The sequence below is a fragment of the Micromonospora sp. PRAS1 genome, from assembly GCF_059553435.1.
Genome location: NZ_JCANNB010000001.1, coordinates 464,593 through 485,102 on the forward strand (window position 1 = coordinate 464,593; position 20,510 = coordinate 485,102).

Sequence of the window (20,510 nt, forward strand, 5' to 3'; positions counted from 1 at the left end):
CTGCCATGGGCAGCGGAATGTGGTCCACCGACGTGTACGACGCCGCCGACCGGTACCGCCGGGCCACCGGCACCAGCGCTTTCTCGTACAGCGACAGCGGTGCCCGGAAGGTGCACCCGGCACTGGATCCGCGCGACGCGATGCGGGAGAGCCGCGACTCGGCCGAGCACCCGCAGTCGACCCCGATCGCCGTGCTCTTCGACGTCACCGGCTCGATGGGGCACGTGCCCCGAACCCTCCAGGCCAAGCTGCCGCAGCTGCTCGGGCTGCTGCTGCGCCAGGGGTACGCCCGCGACCCGCAGATCATGTTCGGCGCGATCGGCGACGCCACCTGCGACCGGGTGCCGTTGCAGGTGGGGCAGTTCGAGTCCGACAACCGGATGGACGACGACCTCGGCCGGATCGTGCTGGAGGGCGGCGGTGGCGGCCAGATGATGGAGTCGTACGAACTGGCGCTCTACTTCATGGCCCGGCACACGGTCACCGACCGCTGGGACAAGCGGGGCCGGCGCGGCTACCTCTTCGTCATCGGTGACGAACTGGCGTACCCGAAGGTGAAGGCCGCCGAGGTGGCCCGGTTGATCGGTGCCGGCCCGCGCGAGGACCTGCCGCTGCGGCAACTCGTCGACGAGGTGACCCGCCGCTGGGACACCTACTATCTGCTTCCCGCCGGCAGCCACTACGCGGGCAACCGCAAGGTGCTCGACTTCTGGCGCGGCCTGCTCGGCCAGAACACCCTCGAACTGGACGACCTCGACGCGGTCTGCGAGACCATCGCGCTCACCGTAGGGCTCGGCGAGGAGGCAATCGATCTCGACGCCGGCCTGCGGGACCTCGACCGCGCCGGGTCGACGGCCACCGACACCGTCTCCAGGGCGCTGGTCCGGCTGGGCGGGGCCCGGCGGGCCGAGGTGGCGGAGCTGCCCGCCACCCGCGGCAGCGGCAGCGGAGTGGTCCGGCTGTGACCGACACCCTGACGGCCGGCGCACGGCCGACCCCGGCGGTCAGCCAGGCGCGGCCCGTCGCAGCCCGGGCGGCCGGGTCGGCCGGCGGTGACGGCGGGCAGCACGCGATCGTGGTCGACCTCGGGTACGGCGACGCCGGCAAGGGCACCGTCGTGGACTGGCTCTGCGCGACCCGGCCGGTGCACACGGTGGTCCGGTTCAACGGGGGCGCGCAGGCGGCGCACAACGTCGTCCTGCGCGATGGCCGGCACCACACGTTCGCGCAGTTCGGCGCCGGCACGTTCCGTCCCGGTGTACGGACGCACCTGTCCCGGCACGTGGTGGTGGACCCGCTGGCGCTGGCCGCCGAGGCCGACCATCTCGCCGCCGTCGGGGTGCCCGACGCGCTCGACCGGCTGACCGTGGACGGGGAGGCGTTGCTGGCCACCCCGTACCACCGGGCCGCCAACCGGGCGCGTGAGCTGGCCCGTGGTGCCGACCGGCACGGCTCCTGCGGGCTGGGGGTGGGCGAGACCGTCGCGTACGGCCTCGTCCACCCCGCCGAGGCGCCGAGGGTGGCGGACTGCCGCAGCCCGGAGCTGCTGCGCCGCAGGTTGACCGCGCTGCGGGACCGGCTCACCGCAGAACTCGGCCCGCTGGACGCCCCGCCGGTCGGCGACTGCCTGCCGGCGTACCGGGCCTTCGCGCAGCGGGTGGCGATCGTCGACCGGAGTTGGCTGGCCGGGGCGCTACGGGCCGGCCCGTGCGTGTTCGAGGGCGCGCAGGGGGTGCTGCTTGACGAATGGCACGGCTTCCACCCGTACACGACGTGGAGCACCACCACCTTCGCCAACGCGGAATCCCTGCTCGCCGAGGCCGGATTCGCCGGGGCGGCGACCCGGATCGGGGTGCTGCGCACCGTCACCACCCGGCACGGGCCGGGCCCGTTGGTCACCGAGGACCGGGCGCTGCCGCTGGCCGACCCGCACAACCCGACGAACCCGTGGCAGGGCCGCTTCCGGTTCGGCCACTTCGACGCGGTCGCCCACGCGTACGCCCTGGCCGTCGCCGGCGGGGTCGACGGCCTGGCGCTGACCCACCTGGATCTCGCCGAACGCGGGCTCGACCTGCGCTTCTGCCGCCGTTACGACAACCTGGCGCGGCTCGATCCGGGCCCGCCCGGCGACCTCGACCGCCAGGCCGCGCTCACCGCCCGCCTGCTGCGCGCCCGCCCCCGTTACGACGACGATGCACCCACCGACTGGCCGCGGTCCGTCGCCGAGGCGCTCGACACCCCCGTCCTGCTCACCTCACACGGCCCCACCGCCGAGGAGAAGGAAGGGCACCTTATTAACGCCTGGTGTAGAGGAAGGGCCCCTTATTAACAAGCTCCTACCGGAGCATGGGAGTCATGGAGGCCGCGCTCGAACTGCTCCGGCACACGCTCACCTCACCAACGGTGTACCTGCTGCTGTTCGGGCTCGCCGCCGTCGACGCGTTCTTCCCGCTGGTGCCGGCCGAAGCGGCGGTCATCACCGTCACCGTCCTCGCCACCGGAGGCGAGCCCAACCTGGTGCTGGTGGCGCTCGCGGCCACCTGCGGCGCGCTCGGCGGCGACCACATCTCGTACGCGATCGGCCGGGTCGGCGGGTCGGGTCGGCTGGACCGCTCTCCGGGCGACAGCCGGCGGCGGGCCGGGTCGGAGTGGGCCCGACGGGCGGTCGACCGGCGCGGCGGCATGATCCTGACGGCCGCCCGCTACGTGCCCGGTGGACGAACCGCCGTGACCCTGACCATGGGCGCGGTCCGCTACCCGCTGCGGTCCTTCCTTTTCTTCGACCTGATCGGGGCGGCCTCCTGGGCGCTGTACTGCGTGCTGCTCGGCATCTTCGGCGGATTGGCCTTCCAGCGTGACCCGCTGCGCGGAATCCTGGCCGGGATCGGCCTGTCGATCATGGTCACCCTGCTGCTGGAACTGGTCCGCTGGCTGCGCCACCGCGCCCACCGCCAGGCCCGCCGTAAGGGCCGTTGACCGGGTCGTCGAAAGGGGCCCTTACGCCCCGGGCGGGTGCCAGGTGGTGCCGGCCAGGAGTTGGGCCGCGCCGAGCCAGGCGGCGTTCATCATCCGGGTCGCGGTCTTCTCCGGGTCGGCCTCCGGGCGGTCGGCCAGCCAGTCGGCCAGCGACTCGGTCGCGCCGACCAGGGCGTACGCGACCACCTCCAGTTCGGTCTCGGCCACCTCGCGGCCCTCGGCGCGCAGCGCGTGGTCGAGCATCCCGGCGACCACCTCGACGATGCTCGCCCGCATCACCGTCAACTCGTCGGCGAACGTCCGCTCGGCCCGGGCCTGCCGGTAGAGCACCGCCCAGCCGTCCCGGTGCGCGCCGACGAAGCCGAAGAAGGCCCGCAGCCCGCGCCAGAGCCGCTCGTCGGCGGACAGGTCGGGGGCGGCGGCCCCGGCGATGGCCTCCATCATCCGGGTGCCTTCGCGGTGCAGACAGGCGACGAAGAGTTCCTCCTTGGTGCCCAGGTAGGCGTAGACCATGGGCTTCGAGATGCCGGCTCGCTCGGCGATCTCGTCCATGCTGGCACCGTGGTAGCCGTGCCGGGAGAAGACCCGGACGGCCGCGTCGAGCATCTGTTGTTCGCGTACGGCCCGAGGGAGGCGCTTGAACGCGGGCGTGCTGGCCACCTTGCGAGCATACCTACTGGTACGTAAGGTTACGCATGAGTAGCCATTGTCCGAGAGGTGCAACCCAATGACTGACTTCGACCCGGCCAACTTCGCAAACGTCGGCCCGAAGGAGTTCGCCCAGCTCGTCAAGAACACCCCGGATAGCAAGCTGGCCGAGGTGATGTCGGGCGACCTGCGCGGCAAGATCCTCGGTGAGGTCTTCGGGCGGATGCCGCAGCTGTTCCGCGCCGACCGGGCCGGCTCGACCAACGCGGTCATCCACTGGAACATCACCGGCGCCCCCGACGGCGGCACCGACACCTACGAGGTGGTCGTCGCCGACGGCACCTGCACGGTCAACGAGACCCCGCAGCACGACCCGCGACTGAGCCTGACGCTGGGCCCGGTCGACTTCCTGAAGGTCGTCTCCGGCGGCGCCAACCCGGTCATGATGTTCATGACCGGCAAGCTGAAGGCAAAGGGCGACCTGGGCCTGGCCGCCAACATCGCCAACCTCTTCGACATCCCCAAGGCCTGAGATGGCCGAATTCTCGCTCGACCTGAACGAGGAACAGCGGGATCTACGCGACTGGGTGCACGGCTTCGCCGCCGAGGTCGTGCGCCCGGCCGCCGCCGAGTGGGACGCCCGGGAGGAAACCCCGTGGCCGATCATCCAGGAGGCGGCGAAGGTCGGCCTCTACGGTTTCGAGTTCCTCGCCACCTGCTGGGCCGACCCGAGCGGCCTGTCGCTGCCGATCGCCAGCGAGGAGCTGTTCTGGGGTGACGCGGGCATCGGCCTCAGCATCTTCGGCACCTCCCTCGCGGTCGCCGCGATCTTCGGCACCGGCACCCCCGACCAGCTCGCCGAGTGGGTGCCGCAGTGCTTCGGCGACGCCGACTCACCGGCCGTCGCCGCATTCTGCTCCTCCGAGCCGGAGGCCGGCTCGGACGTCGCCGCGATGCGCACCCGGGCCAGCTACGACGAGGCGACCGACGAGTGGGTGCTGCGCGGGCAGAAGGCGTACGCCACAAACGGCGGGATCGCCGGGGTGCACGTGGTGACCGCCTCGGTCGAGCCGGAGCTGGGATCGCGCGGGCAGGCCGCGTTCGTCGTACCGCCGGGCACGGCCGGATTGAGCGCCACCCGCAAGCTGCGCAAGCTGGGCCTACGGGCCTCGCACACGGCGGACGTCTTCCTCGACGACGTACGGGTGCCGGGGCGGTGCCTGCTCGGCGGGAAGGAGGCGCTGGACGAGCGGCTGGCCCGCGCCCGGTCCGGGCAGCGCGCCTCAGGGCAGGCCGCGATGCGCACCTTCGAGCTGTCCCGGCCCACCGTCGGCGCGCAGGCGCTCGGCGTGGCCCGGGCCGCCTACGAGTACGCCCTGGACTACGCCAAGGAGCGCGTCCAGTTCGGTCGGCCGATCATCAGCAACCAGGCGGTCGCCTTCGCGCTGGCCGACATGAAGATGGAGATCGACGCCGCCCGGCTACTGGTCTGGCGGGCCTCCTGGATGGGCCGCAACAATCGACCATTCACCGCGGGCGAGGGCTCGATGTCCAAGCTCAAGGCCGGCGAGGTGGCCGTCTCGGTCACCGAAAAGGCCGTCCAGCTGCTCGGCGGGGCGGGTTTCCTGCGCGACCACCCGGTCGAGCGGTGGTACCGGGACGCCAAGATCTACACCATCTTCGAGGGCACCTCGGAAATCCAGCGCCTGGTGATCTCGCGGTCGATCTCGGGTATGCAGATTCGCTGATCGTCGGGCGGTCGCCCCGGTGACCGCCCCACGCGCTCGCCGGGCGACAGGCAGCCGCAGGTGTGACCGCCCGGCCGACCACACCGGCGAAGGAGGTACGCGGGCATGGATCTGCCGTTCATCGTCGCCACGCTGACCCGCCGTGGCCTGCTCACCCCGGGCCGCCCGATCCGCGTCGCGTCCCAGCTCAACGCGTTGCGCAAGTGGGGGTGGAGCCTCGCCGGTGAGCTTCGGCAGGCGGCGGCCCGGGATCCCGACCGGGTTGCCGTCATCGACGAACAGGGCGTCGAGCTGACGTACGCCGAACTGTTGGACCGCTCCGTACGGCTCGCCCGCGCCCTCCGCGCCGGCCTGGGCGTCCAGACCGGCGACCGGATCGGCGTACTGGGTCGCAACCATTCCGGCCTGATCGAGACTGTCGTCGCGGCCACCCTGCTCGGCGCGGATGCCGTACTTGTCAACACCGGTCTCTCCCCGGCGCAGCTGGCGACCGTGGCCGAGGAACAGCGGCTACGGGTGCTTGTGCACGACGACGAGTTCACCGAACGGTCCCTCGGGCTGCCGGCCGAACTGCACCGCCTCGACGAACGGGCCCGGGCGGAGCTGATCCGCACCGCGCTTCCCGGCGAGCTGGATCCGCCCGAGCGGGACGGCCGGATCATCGTGCTCACCTCCGGCACCACCGGGGCACCGAAGGGCGCCCGCCGGCCCATCCCGAGCGGCTTCGGTCCGCTTGTGTCCATCATCGACCGGATCCCGCTGCACGTCCGGGACCGGGTCATGATCGCCGCGCCGATCTTCCACACCTGGGGGTACGCGGCCCTACAGGTCTGCTTCGCGCTGCGCGCCACAATCGTGCTGCACCGGCGCTTCGATCCGGCCGCCACCCTGAACGCCCTGGTACGGCACCGCTGCCAGGCGCTGTTCGCGGTGCCGGTGATGCTGCAACGGCTGATGGAGGTGCCCGCGCCGGAGCCCCGCCCACCGCTGAAGGTGGTGGCCGTGAGCGGGTCCGCGCTGCCCGGCGGTCTCCCGTCGGCGTTCATGGACCGCTACGGTGACGTGCTCTACAACCTGTACGGCTCGACCGAGGCGTCCTGGGCCTCCATCGCCACGCCCACCGACCTGCGTACCGCCCCCACCACCGCGGGGCGGCCACCGCACGGCACCCGGCTGGCGATTCTCGACGACGCCGGTGAACCGGTGGCCAGCGGCCGGGTGGGCCGGATCTTCGTCGGCAACGAGATGCTCTTCGAGGGCTACACCTCAGGTGCCGACCGGGAACGTCACGACGGCCTGCTGAACACCGGCGACCTGGGTCGGGTCAACGCCGACGGGCTGCTCTTCGTGGACGGTCGGGCCGACGACATGATCGTCTCCGGCGGGGAGAACGTCTTCCCCTCCGAGGTCGAGCAGTTGCTCACCCAGCTTCCCCAGGTACGCGAGGCCGCCGTCATCGGCGTACCCGACCCGGAGTACGGCCAGCGGCTCGCCGCCTTCCTCGGGCTGCATCCCGGCGAGACCCTCGACGCCGAAGCGGTCCGCGAGTACGTCCGGCACTACCTCGCCCGCTTCTCGGTGCCCCGCGACGTCGTCTTCGTCAAGTACCTGCCGCGCAACGCCACCGGCAAGGTGCTCACCCGCGAACTGCGCCGCTACTACGGCTGACAAGCTCAACGCCGCTTCAGTGGAATGGCGGTGCCGGGGTGAGCGGGATCCCGCCATTCCACCGAAACGGCGTCGACTAGGGATGGAGAGTCAAGCCGGGCGTGCGGGCGATGTCCAGGATCTGATCCGTGGTGAGCAGCGGCTCAGCTGCGGTCAGGGTCGTCCTCACCTCGTTGCCGGTCACCTCGTGGTGCAGATTGTGGGTGATCACCAGCACCGAGGTCCCGTCGGCCCGGTTCGCCAACGCCCAGAGCTGCCCGCCGCCTGAGGCCCGCTCGTCAGCGCGCGCCATCGCCATCGTCGACGCCCCGTCCGGGAATTCCTTCACCTCGCAGCTGAGTTCGAGGACGTCGCCGATACACACCTGGCCCATCGCCTCCTGGGTGGGAAACACCTCCAACCGGAAGGACCCGGCGTCTTCCCCGCGCCGCAACGTCCCGTCGACCGTGTACTGCCAGCTCGGGTGGTACTCGAACTGCGGCTCGGTGCAACCGTCCTGCGCCGGTTCCAGGCGTACGCCGGGTGGCAGTGCGGTGCGCAGCTTCTCGCGGAGCACCCCGGTGAGCCTGGTCACCCCGTCCTCCGGTGATTCCGTGGGGCGGGCACGGCGCGGGTCGGACGACGGGGTCGGTGGCTGTGGTCCGGTGGGGCTGGCGCTGACGGCCGCACAAAGCGGCGAGGCCGGGTCCGTCGGCGCGGCGGCCGGGGGCGGCGCGGAGTCGGCCGGGCCGACACCAGCCTGCGGGCCGGCCAGCACGGCGGGCACCACCAGCACCGCCGCCACCGCTACCGCGCCCGTAAGCGTCCAGGCCCGGTGCCGCCGCCGACGTACGTCGGCCTCGATCAACTGGTCCACGTCCACCCGGGTGGGTGGTGCTACGGCCACTGCCGCGTGCAACTGCCGGGACAGCTCATCCATGGTTGGTCACCTCCTGGTCGACACCCACGCTGCCGACGAGTCGCCCGCGCAGCGTCTCGATTGCCCGGGCGGCCTGACTCTTGACGGTTCCAGGGGTACAGCCGAGTTCCCGCGCGGTCTCCTCGACGGACAGATCGCAGAAGTAGCGGAGCACCAGGACCGCACGGCGGCGCGGCGGCAGCTCGGCGAGCAGCGCGAGGATGGCCAGCCGCTCGGTCGTACCCTCGGTGAGCGGGCCGGCCACGCGATCCGGCACCCGGGCCCAGGAGTCTTCCCGCCGCCACGGTCGGCGACGCTCGTCCAACCAGACCCGCAGCAGAACCCGACGCACATACGCATCCGGGTTGTCCATCGCGGACACCCGACGCCAGTGCCGCAACAGCTTGACCAGCGCCGTTGACACCAGATCGTCGGCGGTGTGCCAGTCACCACAGAGCAGGTACGCCGTACGGCGCAGCGGATCCAGCCGCGCCGCGACGTACTCCCGATATCCCTCGACATCCACCGGCAATCCCGGTCACCTCCTCGCTCCATCGGTAAACGGGAGTCACGCGACGCGAGGTTGCCCGACCCGCTGGGCCGGTTCGAGCACACGGGAGACGTCAGGCGAGAGGTGGATGGTCTTCGACCTGTGGATGCCGCGATCATGACCGCCGCGTTCGGCGTCGCCGCAATGTACGCACGGCGCGCCGGAGGTGACGGCTGGCCGGCCTGGCTCGTCTTCGGCGGTTGGGCGGCGCAGGCGCGAGTGGTCAGACCGTGACCGACACGGTGACCGTTCCGATCAGGATCCGGTGGTCCGAGCAGGGGCCGCCACAACTGGTGGCGATGGCCAGGGAATCGCCCAGGTAGCTCCCGACGATCTTGTTCTGCCGGACGAATATCAGGTCGACCTTCTTGACCTGGCCGCAGGGCCCGAGGTCGCCGGCCTCCTGGGTCTTCTCGCCGTAGCCGTAGCAGGTCGACTCGGTGTCATCCAGTTCCCGGTAGGCACCCCGGTTGTTTGTGTTGTTCGGATGGTCCAGGCTGGCCGCGTACCACCCGTCCAACCGGCCGTAGTTGGGCTGGGCGTTGAAGTCCCCAGCGATGACGACCGTGTCACCGTTGCCGTGGAACGTCTCCAGCCGGCTCAACACCTCGCCCAACTGCCGCTCGTTGACCTTCTGGCCGTTGATCACCTCGTTCGAGGGGGTGATGTGGGTCGTACAGAACCGCATCCTGGGCCGGGCCTCCAACGGCGCGCAGAGAAGCTTGCGGGTCTCCCGGCTGCCGTCGGCGGCCAGGGCGTACCGGTTGGCCGAGCCGAGTGGCGCCTTGCTGAAGATGGCCAGCCCGAACGGTTCGCCCCCGCAGGCCGTGTCGTTGTGCGGCTCGAACCGGGAGAAGTTCTCCACGTCCTGCGGCCAGCCGGAGTTGCGCAGGTTGGCCTGCACCGCCTTGTACTGGCTCCAGCACAGCTCGTTGAGTGCGGCGAAGTGTGCACTGCGGTTGCGGATCGAGTTGGACAACGCCGGGATCAGGCCGTTCGTGGTCGAGCCCCGATGCATCGTCCAACCTGCCACGTTCCAGGTCCAGATGTTGTACGCGGCGTTGACGGTGGCCGCCTGGGCCGGTACAGCACCGGCGGCGAGCAGCAGCAGCGCGGCGACACCCACCGCAAGTGTCCTTCGGATCAGCACAACGTATCCCCCGTGTCGCCGGCAGCTGGATGCCTCGCCGGGCCTCGGGATTGTTGCACAACGCAGTCCACTCACGACCCACCGTACCGACCGCCGACGCAGCCTACGGCCGCTGTAAAGGAAGGGCCCCCTTTTAACGCCTGCGGTAGAGAAAGGGCCCCCCATTAACACTCGATCTTGTGACTTGGCGCCGGGTGTTAAAAGGGGGCCCCTGCTATACACGAGGCGTTAATAGGGGGCCCTTCCTTACCGCTCGGCGGTGCGGCCGATGGCGGCGGCCACGGTGCTGACGCGGTCGGCGAGCAGGCCGAGGGCGCCGACGGCCCGGTCCACCGGGTCGTCGCCGGCGCCGCCGAGGGCCCGGGTGCGCTGGAATGCCTCCTTCACCTCGGCCCAGCGGCGGGCCTGCTCGGGGGTGAGCCGACCGCGTAGTTCGGCGAGCTTGAGCAGGTTCGCCTCGGCACCGGAGGCCAGGGTCTGCGCCTCGCCGAGATAGTGGTCGTCGATCACCGCCTCCAGTTCGTCGTCGGTGAGCACCGGGACGATCCGCTCGGCCAGCTTGTTCATGTTCCGGTACGAGCCCTGAAGCTGGAACGGTGGTTCGGTACGGGCGTCGTCGGACTGCGCCGCCGAGGCGATGTACGCCTGGTTGTTCGCCAGCACCACCTGCTGCACCCGGAGCAGTTTGCGCAGCACCGAGACGATCTGCTCCAGCTCCACAGGCGGGTACGGGTGGGACAGCTGGTCGGCGCGGACGGAGTCGTCGCCTCGGGCCATCCGGACCAGCAGTTCCAGGTCGGCGCGGTCCCGGCCGGCAAGTGGTGCCAGTACCGGGTTGGCGGTCAGCGCGTTCTCGACGTAGCTGAGCGCGAAGACCTCCTCGCGGCCGGAGAGCACGTCGCCGAGGTTCCACACGTCGGCCCGGTTGGCGAGCATGTCCGGGATCCGGAACCGCTTCCCCGACTCGGTGTACGGATTGCCGGCCATGCACACCGCGAAGCGCTTGCCACGCAGGTCGTACGTGCGGGTGCGGCCCGCCCAGACGCCCTCCATCCGGCGCTGCCCGTCGCAGAGCGAGATGAACTTCTGCAACAGTTCCGGGTTGGTGTGCTGGATGTCGTCCAGGTAGAGCAGCACGTTGTTGCCCAACTCCAGGGCGAAGGAGATCTTCTCCACCTCCTGCCGGGCGGTCGCGTCGGGCGCCTCGGCCGGATCCAGCGAGGTGACCTTCGTGCCCAGGGCCGGCCCGTTCACCTTGACGAAGACCAGGCCGAGCCGGCTGGCCACGTACTCCATCAGGGTGGTCTTGCCGTAGCCGGGCGGCGAGATCAGCAGCAGCAGGCCGGACTGGTCGACCCGCTTGCCGTCCCCGGTGGCGCCGAGCTGTCGGGCCAGGTTGTCGCCGATCAGCGGCAGGTACACCTCGTCGAGCAGCCGGTTGCGGACGAAGGCGTTCATCACCTTCGGCCGGTACTCCTCCAGCCGTAGCCGGTTCCGCTCGGCGTCCACAAGCGCGTTGCGTCGCCGCTGGTAGTCCCGGTACGCCGGGACCAGCTCGGTGCGGAACGCCCGGGTCCGGGCCAGCGTCTCGTCCAGCCGTACGTCCAGTGTGGAGCCTTCGATGCGCGGATGCGCGCCGAGCAGCCCACCGACCGTCTCGGTCATGGTGGCGGTGCTCTCCTGGCGGGGCAGCTCGGTGCCGCACAGCTCGACGGCGATCGCCTCCGGCAGGTCGTACCCGGACAGGTCGCCGTCATCGGTGGCCAGGAAGGCGGTCAACCAGGCCGCCACCAGCTGGTGCCGGCCGGCCAGGTCGGCGCCGAGGGCGTGCAGGTCGTCGTCGAACTCCCGGGACGACCGCGACTGCGGGCCGCCGAGCGCCCGGCGGAACCGGTCCAGCATGGTCCGCGCTCCGCCGCCGGTGACGAACCGCACCGGCGGTGCGGACAGCTCCTCGAAGAGGTACTCGCCGGCCAGCCCGGTTCCGCCGGCCGGCACCGGCAGACCGGCGTCGTGCAGGAAGCCCTCGATCGCCTCGGCCAGTTGACCGCAGAGCCGGTCGGCGGCGTCCTCGCCCTCCGGGCGACCGAACCGCTTGCGGGCCCGGGCCAGCGAGGCGGCCCGGGCGGTCCAGGCCACCCGGGTCGGCTCCTCGGTGCCGTACCGCCAGAAGAGCTGCGCGGCGGCCCGGTCGGCCGGCGGGTAGCGCAGCAGGCCGGCACCGGCGTGCAGGCGCAGCAGCACCCGCAGGATCTCGGCGGCGTCGTGGTCGTGCACGCCGCGCTCGTACCCCTCGTCGTAGCGGGTCTCGGCGATCCGCCGGACCAGCTCCCGCAGCTCGTCGCCGGCCACCGCCGCGGCGTGCAGCGCGTCCAGGGTGAGCCCGTCGCGGCCCGCTTCGGCGGCGGCCAGCACCGTGCTGGCCAGGTGCTCCGCCCGGTACACCTGGGTCGACTCGGAGACCAGCAACTGGTCCCAGAACCGGCGGGTCTGCTGGAACTCCTCGTCGCGCACCGGGGCGCGGTAGTCGGTGCCGGTCACCGCAACCGCCATCCGGCCGTCGTGCGGCACCACCGCCACGTCGATCGGTTGGGTGTTCACCGCGAAGCGGTGCCGGCCAAGCCGGATCGTCTCGCCGCCGTCGGCGTACAGGTCGAGGCGGTCGCGCAGGCCGCGCCCGGCTTCCTGACGGGCGGCGCGGACCCGGCCGTCCAGCTCCTCGGCCCGGACCGAGTCGCCGAGGGTACGCAGCTCCTCGACCACCGTACGCAGCTTGCCCACCATCGGATCGGCCGCGAAGTAGGTGTTGATCTCGTCCAGCGAGCCCAGTGTGCCGGTGCGCCGCCGGACGCTTACCAGGATGCGGTCGGCCGAGGCGACCAGCCGGTCGGCCCGCCGGGACCGCTCGTCCAGCAACGCCTGCTTGCGCGACGAGAACGCCTCGTAGATGTCGGTACGCCGGGTGGCCAGCTCGGCGAGGAAGTCGTCGAACTCGCCGAAGCGGGATTCCAGTTCCTCCACCCGCAGCAGCAGCCGGCCGAGCTGCTCGTCGCAGCGTTCGGCGGTGTCCGCCGCCGCCAGCGCGCCGGTCACCGCCTGGCCGAGCAGGGCGAACTCGGCGGCGAAGCCGGCCCGCCCCTCGGCGGCGGCCAGTTCCCGGCGGCGCCTGTCCAGCACGGCCCTGGCCCGGTTGACCGCGCCCAGCACCTCGCCGACGCGGCCCAGGATGCCGGTGCGGACTGTGGCGTCGGCGATGTCCAGCCCACCCACCACGTCGGTGATGGTCTGCAAACCCTCGGTACGCGCGGCCAGCTCGTCGCCGACGGTGCCGGCCTCGGCCACCGTGCCGATCTCGGCGGCCCGCCCGGCGAGCCGCTCCACCTCCTGCTGGTAGCCGGTGAACGCCTCGTCCCGGCGGAGGAACTCCACCGCCCGCCGGCCGGCCACCGCCAGTTCCTCGTCCAGCCGGCCGGCCAGCTCGTCGATCCGGTCGTGGTCGACGTAGCGCAGCTCGCGCAGCGTCTCCAGGTGCCCGCGCGCCCGCCGCAGGCCACCGAGCTGGGCGACCCAGTCGTCGGCGGTCAGCGGTGCCTCGCCCCGGGCGCGGCGGGCCAGCGAGGCGATCTGCTCGGCGCTGGCGTCCACCTCGGCGCTGGCCCGCTCGGTGAGCGTACGAACCTTCTCGTGCTCCTCAAGCACGGCGGTGGCGGTACGCCGCAGCCCGGCCAGCGGGGTGGCCAGGTCACCGAGGTCGTCCTCGCCGAGCCAGTGGTAGTGGTCGGCGATCCGGGCGCAGGCGGCGATCAGCGCCTCGTACACCTCGGCGGTGGCGGTGCCGTCGACCATCCGGGTCACCGAGAGGGCGTCCGAGATGCCGCGTACCAGGTCCGCGTTGCCGACCCGTTCCAGCGGTCCGGTACCCGCCGGCTGGGTGGCCGCGTACGCGTCGGAGACGTACGGCGTCTGCCAGATCTGCATCGGGTGGACCCGGGTCGGCTCCTCGGAGACCGCCCGGAACACGACAAGGGTGCCGTCGTCGAAGAGCGAGAACCCGTGACACGGGATCGGTGCGGCCACCTCCTTGCGGATCGCGTTGTACGGCAGCAGCAGCGAGCGGCCGTCGGCGCGGGCGTGGAAGACGTAGAGCACGTCCTCGCCGTTCGGCGAGCGCACCACCCGCTCGAACTCCAGGTCGGCGACCTCGGCGTCGAAGGTACGGGTCACGCCGGTGGTCAGGTGGTAGCCGCCCGGGAAGATGATGCCGTGGTCGTCGGGGAGCCGCTGGCAGGCGACGCCGATGCCGTCGAGCCGGATCACCTCCCGGCTCAACGTGTTGAAGACCAGGTGCCGCCACTGGGTCTCCTTGTACGGCCGCAGCCGCAGCAGGATCAGCGGACCCACCCGGGCCCAGTGCACGTCGGCGTCGGCCAGGCTCTGCAACGGCTCGTCCACCGGCTCGCTGTAGATGCCCTCGCCGACCTCGGTGTTGTTCTCCACCTTGACGGTCAGCGTGCCGCCCACCGTCTCGACGAAGACCTCGCCGTCGATGGAGATGTGCGGATGCCGGCCGAGGACGTGGTCCTCGCGGGTGGTCTCGATCCACTCGAAGTCGTGGCTGGGCGGGAAGACGTGATCCCGTTCGCCCCGGCTGTCCAGGTATTCGGGTGTCCCGTCGACGCCCACCTGCCAGCGCAGCACCCGGATGTCCTCGGTACGCGGACCGGTCTGGAACACCGCCAGCAGCCGGCCGTCGACCCGGCGCAGTTGCAGCAGCCGGGCCTGCCGGTAGTAGCGGTACAGCTCGGCGAAGTCGCGGACGAACTGCGGGTGGCGCAGCAGGCCGGGCAGCTCGTCGTGGCCGGCCTCGTCGAACCGGAACGCGTCCGTACCGTCGCCGGACCCGCCGGACCCGCCAGCCCCACCGGGAGCGCCGGGACCGCCGGACTCGCGGACGAAGCGGTGCAGCGAGAAGACGTCGTCGACGGTCGTCTCCGGCTTCAGGCCGATGAAGACGTTGTAGCCGAAGAGCATCAGCCCGCCGACGGAGACGATGTCCCGGGGTACGCAGTTGTGCTCGGTGCGGATCCGCTCGGTGCTCAGCAGCCGTAGCTGGGTGCTGCCGAAGACCTCCAGCCGGCGGGCGTTTAGTTGCTCGGCTCGCTGGGCCAGCTCGCCGGCCTGCGCGGCGAGCCGCCGCCGCAGCACCTCGTAGCTGCCGTCGTCCAGCCCCGGCTGACCGCCGTTCGGTGCCGTATCCGCACCGGCCGGGGCCGGTCCGGCGTCGCCGGGCGTACGCCCGACAGCGGCCGGACCGGCGGTCGGCTCACTCACCGGCGCGCTGCCGCGAGCCGGTCAGGGCGGCTACCGGGGTCTCCGCCACGCCCAGGCGCTGCGCGGCCTTCAGCAGCTCCTGGAGTTTGCCCTGGTCGGCGCCGCCGGCGCGGATCTGCTGCGCGAGGAACGCCGACAGGGTGAGGTTCTGCACGTCGGCGCTGTTCAGCGAGCCGACCATCCGGGCCAGGTCGTCGGTGAAGCTGGCGCTGCCGTCCAGCCACGGCTTGGCCAGGCTCTTCGCCACGTCCGAGTGGGCGACGAAACCGTCAACGCTCTTGCCGAACGAGATCGAGCTGAGCAGCCGGTCGAAGAAGACGCTGTCGCCGCCGACGATGTCGATGTTCGCCTTCTCCAGGCCGGTGGCCACAAGCGTCGCCTGTGCCTCGGCGACCTGCCGCTGGGTGTCCAGCCCGGCCAGGCGGACCTCCTTCTCCAACTCCAGGCGCAGCCGGTACTCCTCGTGCTCCCGGGTCGCGTCGTCCAGTGCGGCCATCGCGGCGGCCTTCTCGGTGAGACCCTCGGCCTCGCCCTTCAGCTTCTCGCGCACCGCCTCGGCGGCGGCCACCGCCTTTTCGCGCTCCACAGCGGCCTCGGCGCGACCCACCTTCTCGATCGCCTCGGCGCTGCGCTCCTGCACCTGCACCTCGGCCAGACCGGCCGCGGCGGTCTCTGCCTGGATGCCCTCGGCCAGCCGGATCTTCGCCCGGGTGTCCAGCTCGGCGGCCTGCTGCCGGGCCTCGGCGAGCACCAGTTCCTCGCGGGCCTTGTGCTTGGCCGCCGCCTCGGCGGCCTCCGCCGCCTTGATGTCCTTGACCAGGTTCTCCTGCGCCTCTGCCTCGGCCTGGATCACCACCGCCTGGCGGGTCCGCTCGGCCTCCTCGACCACCCGCAGCCGCTTGATGTTCTCCTCCTGCTCGGCCACGGTCTTCTCCACCGCGATCCGCTCCCGGATCACCTCGGCGATGGCCCGCTTCTCGGCCTCGACCTCCTTGTCCTTGGAGATCGTGCTCAGCTCGGTCTCCCGCTCCCGACCGATGACCTCAAGCAGGCGGTCCTTCTCGATCCGCTCGGTCTCGATGGCGATGACCCGCTCGCGGTTCTTCTCCGCCACCGCGATCTCCCGGGCCCGGTTCTCGTGCTGGATGCCCAACTGCTCGTCGGTGCGGATGTTGGCGGTCTCGGCCCGCAGCCGCTCCTCGGCGCGTACCCGGGTGATCTCGGCCTGCTCGCGGGCCCGCACGGTCTCGACCTCGCGCTGCTGCTTGGCCTCCGCGTCCGCCTGCCGCCGCTCCAGTTCGAGGATCGCCTCCTTGGCGTCGACGTTCTGGCGGGTGATCTCCTTCTCCTCGTTGCGCCGGAACTCGTTGGTCCGGACGTGCTCGATCGCGGTCAGCTCGGTGATCTTCCGGATGCCCTGGGCGTCGAGGATGTTCTTCGGGTCGAGCTGCGCCATCGGCGTCTGCTCCAGGAAGTCGATCGCCGCGTCCTCCAGGCTGTAGCCGTTGAGGTCGGTGCCGATGACGCGGATGATCTGGTCCCGGAACTCGTCACGCTTGGTGTAGAGGTCGACGAAGTCGAGTTGCTTACCGACCGTCTTCAGCGCCTCGGAGAACTTCGCGTTGAACAGTTCCTGCAACGTCTCCCGGTCGCTGGCCCGCGCGGTGCCGATCGCCTGCGCCACCTTGACCACGTCCTCGATGGTCTTGTTGACCCGGACGAAGAAGGTGATCCGGATGTCGGCGCGGATGTTGTCCCGGCAGATCAGGCCCTCGTTGCCGGTCCGTTCGATGTCGATCGTCTTGACCGAGATGTCCATGATCTCGGCCTTGTGCAGTACGGGCAGCACGACCGCGCCGGTGAAGGTCACATCGACCCGCCGGATCTTGGAGATGATCAGCGCTTTGCCCTGTTCGACCTTGCGGAACAACCGACTGACCATGAACACCACGCCGAGCGCGACGAGCAGGACAACGGCGAGGAGTACACCTACTCCGGTGGTAATGACATCCATGACTGGGCGCGCGGGCGGTGCCGGCCGGCGGACTGACCGGGCAGAGGCGCCGCGCATCCTCCTTTCCAGGGGGTCGCAAGGGGCAGCATGGGACAGGCCGGCGATGGGGGTTTGCTCCGGCTGCCCAAGTGACGTCGGGGTGATCCGCGGAAGGCGCGTTCACCAGGGGCGGCTACTCGGGAGGATGTCTCAGGGGGTCGAAGGCGGGGCCAGCGGGCATCACCCAGAAGAACTCGCCCTCGGAGTCGTAGTCGTAGATCAACGCTGAGCTGCCGGCCCGCATCTTCTCCTCGCCCGGTTGCCGGACCTGCACCACCGCGGACGACCCGTCGGCGGCGGTCACCTCGGCCTGACCGAAGTCGGCGGTGACCGTGCCGGTGCGGACCACGCAGAGGCGGCCGACAAAACTGTTCCGGGTGGCGTCCGACTCGGCCGGGAAGAGCCGGCTCAGCGGCACCGCGACCAGTCGGGTCACCAGCCAGGCGCAGGCCGCGGCGACCAGCAGGACACCGATCGAGACGAGAATCCGGGTGCCGGAGCCGAAGCCGAGCCCGTCGAGGAGCGCGGTGCCGGCGAGACTGACGAACCAGGCGACCGCGACGAGCAGGGAGAAGATGACGGCGCTGGGCACACCACCGAGGCCGAGACCGGCCAGGACCGTGCCCGGTACGCCGTCGACGTCCAGGTCGTCGCCGAGATCCAGCACGCCGGTCAAGACCAGCAACCAGTAGCCGACGACGACCACCAGCAGGAAACTGAACAGCACGGTGGGAAAGCTCAGCGCCGCGCCGAGAAAATCGGTCACCGCGTCCTCCTCCCCGTGGCCAGCGGCTCTCGTACCGGCCGCCGACCACGATGATCGTGACACGGGGTGTCAACGCCTGATGGTGGCCGATCGGCTGATCCCGGCTGGCCTGACCAGCCAAGATCGCCGATCGCCGCGCGCTACCGATCGCCGCGCGCTACCGATCGCCGCGCGCTACCGATCGCCGCGCGCTACCGATCGCCGCGCGCTACCGATCGCCGCGCGCTACCGATCGCCGCGCGCTACCGATCAGGCCGCCGATCGCCGCGCGGTACCGATCGCTGGGCGGTACCGATCAGGCCGGCAGGACGATCCGGCCCTCGATCGCGGCGGCGGCGATGTCCGAGCGGTGGTGCGAACCGGCCAGCTCGATGCCGCGTACCAACTCGTAGGCGGCGTCGCGGGCGGCGGACAGATCCGGGCCGGTGGCCGTACCACAGAGGACCCGACCACCGGCGGAGAGCAACGCGCCGTCGGCCTCCCGGCGGGCGGTGCCGGCGTGGATGACCCCCGGCCGGTCCGCGCCGGTGATCACATCACCGGTACGCGGCTTCGCGGGGTAACCCTCGGCGGCCACCACCACGGTCACGGCGGCACCGGAACGCCAACGCAGCGGCGGGTGGTCGGCCAGCGTGCCGGTGGCTGCGGCGTGCAGCAGCCCGGCCAGCGGAGTCTCCAGCAGGGCCAGCACCACCTGGGTCTCCGGGTCACCGAAGCGGGCGTTGAACTCGATCACCCGAGGGCCGGTCGCGGTGATCGCCAGCCCGACGTAGAGCAGGCCGGCGAAGGGCGTGCCCCGGCGACGCATCTCGGCCAGCGTCGGGTGCACCACATCGCGCATCACCTCGTCGACCAGGCCGGGCGGCACCCAGGGCAGCGGGGCGTACGCCCCCATGCCGCCGGTGTTCGGCCCGGTGTCGCCGTCGCCGACACGCTTGAAATCCTGTGCCGGCAGCAGCGGTACCGCGGCCTCGCCGTCGGTGACCACGAAGAGCGAGACCTCGGGACCGGCCAGGTACTCCTCGATCACCACCCGGCCGCACTCCCGGGCGTGCTCCGCGGCGCGGGCGCGGTCGTCGGTCACCACGACGCCCTTGCCGGCCGCGAGCCCGTCGTTCTTCACCACGTACGGCGGACCGAACTCGTCCAGCGCGGCGGCGGTACTCTCCGCGTCCGTGCAGCTGTAGGCGCGAGCGGTGGGTACGCCGGCGGCGATCATCACGTCCTTGGCGAAGGCCTTGGAGCCCTCCAGCCGGGCCGCCTCGGCCGACGGGCCGAAGACCGCGATCCCCTTGGCCCGGACCGCGTCGGCCACCCCTGCCACAAGCGGCGCCTCCGGCCCGATCACCACCAGATCCGCCGCAACCTCCACGGCGAGCCCGGCCACAGCCCCCGGATCCGCGACGTCGACCTGCCGCTGCTGCCGCGCGATCCCGGCGATCCCCGGATTACCCGGCGCCGCGATCAACTCCGCAACGGACGCGTCCCCGGCGAGCCCAAGCGCAAGCGCATGCTCCCGCCCTCCACTACCCAGCAACAAGACCCGCACAACCCGGCATCCTACCCACCCCCGCCCCGCCCCCCGTTCTCGCGCACCGCCAACACAATCGCGGCCCGTTGATCATGAAGTTATTGTCGCGACACGCCGGGCAGGGTGACAACAGCTTCATGATCGACCGCGTTGAGCAGCGAGCATTGCTTGCCGGACGGTCCACGGGATGTAGTCAGGGCGGAGGGTGTCCGACCAGGTGAATCGGAGAACGGTCCAGCCTGCGGTGAGCAGGCGATTCTGCCGGCGGCGGTCGGCGAAGACGGCGTCCGGGGTGGCATGGACGTCTCGGCCGTCGGCCTCCGCGACGATCCGATGCCGACGCCAGCCCAGGTCACCGACACCGAGCAGGTAGCCATCGTGGTCGCGCACCTCAAGCTGGAGTACGTCGGGCGGCACCTTGCCGTCGACACAGCGCAACCGAGACCGCGTTTCGAGCGGTGACTGCGCCCGACCGTCCGCCTCAGCCAGGTGCTCCCGCGCGGCCACCGCACCGCGCCGCCCTCGAACAAGCCGGTGCAACTCGGACAGATCGCCGTCCGAGATGAGTTGCTTGTTCAGCCCTGAGTCGAGCAGGCACACAGCTGAGTAGCGGTCCAGCCGCAGGATCAAGTCAGCGACCGTGCGTACGGGACTGGTGGCCAGCATGCCGTCGACCTGCACGAGATGCCTCGGCTCGATAGCCAGTTGATGCACGGCCACCTGGGGAAGATCTTGTCGGTTCGGCCTCGCGGCGAGGCCCGGGACCGAGAGGTGGATCTCGTCCGTTATCCGAGGTCCGGCCAGCCGGTGCAACTCGGCGGCCGTTGTCAGCACTGCCGCAGCCGCCGGCCCGAAGGATGCCAGCGCCGCCCGGATCTGCGCCCGACGAGGAACTGGGTCGTACAGATCGGCATCGACCAGGTAGGCGCCCCTGGCCACCGCACGCCAATGGCCGGCGCGACAGAATCTCTGCACTTCGTGCACGCTGAACCCGGCAGCCCGCGCCTGCCCAAGAGTGACTATCCCGTCCTGGGCGGCAGCCACCCGTCGTACCACCGTCAATGCATCCACGTCGACCGACTGTTCCGGTCCACGAAGATCGACTAAACCCCCTGTGGATAACCACCGCGCCCTTGTGGATAACTCCATCCACCATCGGATTGATCATGAAGTTATTGCCCCCGACACGCC

General features: G+C 71.1%; 15 protein-coding genes. 6 read left to right on the forward strand and 9 right to left on the reverse strand.

From position 1 onward, the window contains the following. Positions 1–5 precede the first annotated feature (5 nt). From AC507J_RS02275 to AC507J_RS02285, 3 genes are all read left to right on the forward strand, one after another. A complete protein-coding gene (locus AC507J_RS02275) occupies positions 6–965 on the forward strand; it encodes a hypothetical protein (RefSeq protein ID WP_496287338.1) in 960 nt (319 codons plus the stop codon). A 107-nt stretch (positions 966–1,072) separates the two neighbouring features. Beyond that, positions 1,073–2,329, forward strand: a complete 1,257-nt coding sequence (locus AC507J_RS02280) for an adenylosuccinate synthetase (RefSeq protein ID WP_496287375.1) — start codon at positions 1,073–1,075, stop codon at positions 2,327–2,329. A gap of 26 nt (positions 2,330–2,355) precedes the next feature. After that, positions 2,356–2,976: a DedA family protein gene (locus AC507J_RS02285; protein WP_496287339.1), complete on the forward strand. Its 621-nt coding sequence runs from the start codon at positions 2,356–2,358 to the stop codon at positions 2,974–2,976. 21 nt (positions 2,977–2,997) lie between these two features. On the opposite strand, the gene AC507J_RS02290 is transcribed toward AC507J_RS02285, so the two are convergent. After that, a complete protein-coding gene (locus AC507J_RS02290; RefSeq protein WP_496287340.1) occupies positions 2,998–3,636 on the reverse strand; it encodes a TetR/AcrR family transcriptional regulator in 639 nt (212 codons plus the stop codon). Between the two features lie 67 nt (positions 3,637–3,703). On the opposite strand from AC507J_RS02290, the gene AC507J_RS02295 reads away from it, so the two are divergent. The 3 genes from AC507J_RS02295 to AC507J_RS02305 all read left to right on the forward strand — a co-directional run bounded on the left by AC507J_RS02295 (position 3,704) and on the right by AC507J_RS02305 (position 7,040). After that, on the forward strand, positions 3,704–4,156 hold the full coding sequence (locus AC507J_RS02295; RefSeq protein ID WP_496287341.1) for an SCP2 sterol-binding domain-containing protein: 453 nt from the start codon (positions 3,704–3,706) through the stop codon (positions 4,154–4,156). Position 4,157: 1 nt separating this feature from the next. Beyond that, positions 4,158–5,372, forward strand: coding sequence for an acyl-CoA dehydrogenase family protein (locus tag AC507J_RS02300; protein WP_496287342.1), 1,215 nt, complete (start codon positions 4,158–4,160; stop codon positions 5,370–5,372). Positions 5,373–5,477: 105 nt separating this feature from the next. Next, on the forward strand, positions 5,478–7,040 hold the full coding sequence (locus AC507J_RS02305; RefSeq protein WP_496287343.1) for an AMP-binding protein: 1,563 nt from the start codon (positions 5,478–5,480) through the stop codon (positions 7,038–7,040). A gap of 76 nt (positions 7,041–7,116) precedes the next feature. Here the strand turns inward: AC507J_RS02305 and AC507J_RS02310 are convergent, their stop codons facing one another. From AC507J_RS02310 to AC507J_RS02345, 8 genes are all read right to left on the reverse strand, one after another. Next, entirely contained in the window at positions 7,117–7,959 is an 843-nt protein-coding gene (locus tag AC507J_RS02310) for a hypothetical protein (protein ID WP_496287344.1), read from the reverse strand. Continuing rightward, positions 7,952–8,470: a SigE family RNA polymerase sigma factor gene (locus AC507J_RS02315; protein WP_496287345.1), complete on the reverse strand. Its 519-nt coding sequence runs from the start codon at positions 8,468–8,470 to the stop codon at positions 7,952–7,954. The genes AC507J_RS02310 and AC507J_RS02315 overlap by 8 nt, the downstream gene beginning before the upstream one ends. A gap of 241 nt (positions 8,471–8,711) precedes the next feature. After that, complete coding sequence (locus AC507J_RS02320; protein WP_496287376.1) at positions 8,712–9,506, reverse strand: endonuclease/exonuclease/phosphatase family protein; 795 nt, start codon at positions 9,504–9,506, stop codon at positions 8,712–8,714. 378 nt (positions 9,507–9,884) lie between these two features. Further along, the gene (locus AC507J_RS02325; protein WP_496287346.1) at positions 9,885–14,969 is read right to left on the reverse strand and encodes a DNA repair ATPase; all 5,085 of its coding nucleotides are present in this window, start codon (positions 14,967–14,969) and stop codon (positions 9,885–9,887) included. After that, positions 14,962–16,983 (reverse strand): flotillin family protein, encoded by a 2,022-nt coding sequence (locus tag AC507J_RS02330; protein WP_496287347.1) that lies wholly within the window; start codon positions 16,981–16,983, stop codon positions 14,962–14,964. The genes AC507J_RS02325 and AC507J_RS02330 overlap by 8 nt, the downstream gene beginning before the upstream one ends. A 172-nt stretch (positions 16,984–17,155) precedes the next feature. Further along, the gene (locus tag AC507J_RS02335) at positions 17,156–17,788 is read right to left on the reverse strand and encodes a hypothetical protein (RefSeq protein WP_496287348.1); all 633 of its coding nucleotides are present in this window, start codon (positions 17,786–17,788) and stop codon (positions 17,156–17,158) included. 295 nt (positions 17,789–18,083) lie between these two features. Beyond that, a complete protein-coding gene (purD, locus tag AC507J_RS02340; protein WP_496287349.1) occupies positions 18,084–19,337 on the reverse strand; it encodes a phosphoribosylamine--glycine ligase in 1,254 nt (417 codons plus the stop codon). Positions 19,338–19,454: 117 nt separating this feature from the next. Beyond that, positions 19,455–20,468 (reverse strand): type IV toxin-antitoxin system AbiEi family antitoxin domain-containing protein, encoded by a 1,014-nt coding sequence (locus AC507J_RS02345; RefSeq protein WP_496287350.1) that lies wholly within the window; start codon positions 20,466–20,468, stop codon positions 19,455–19,457. Positions 20,469–20,510 lie beyond the last annotated feature (42 nt).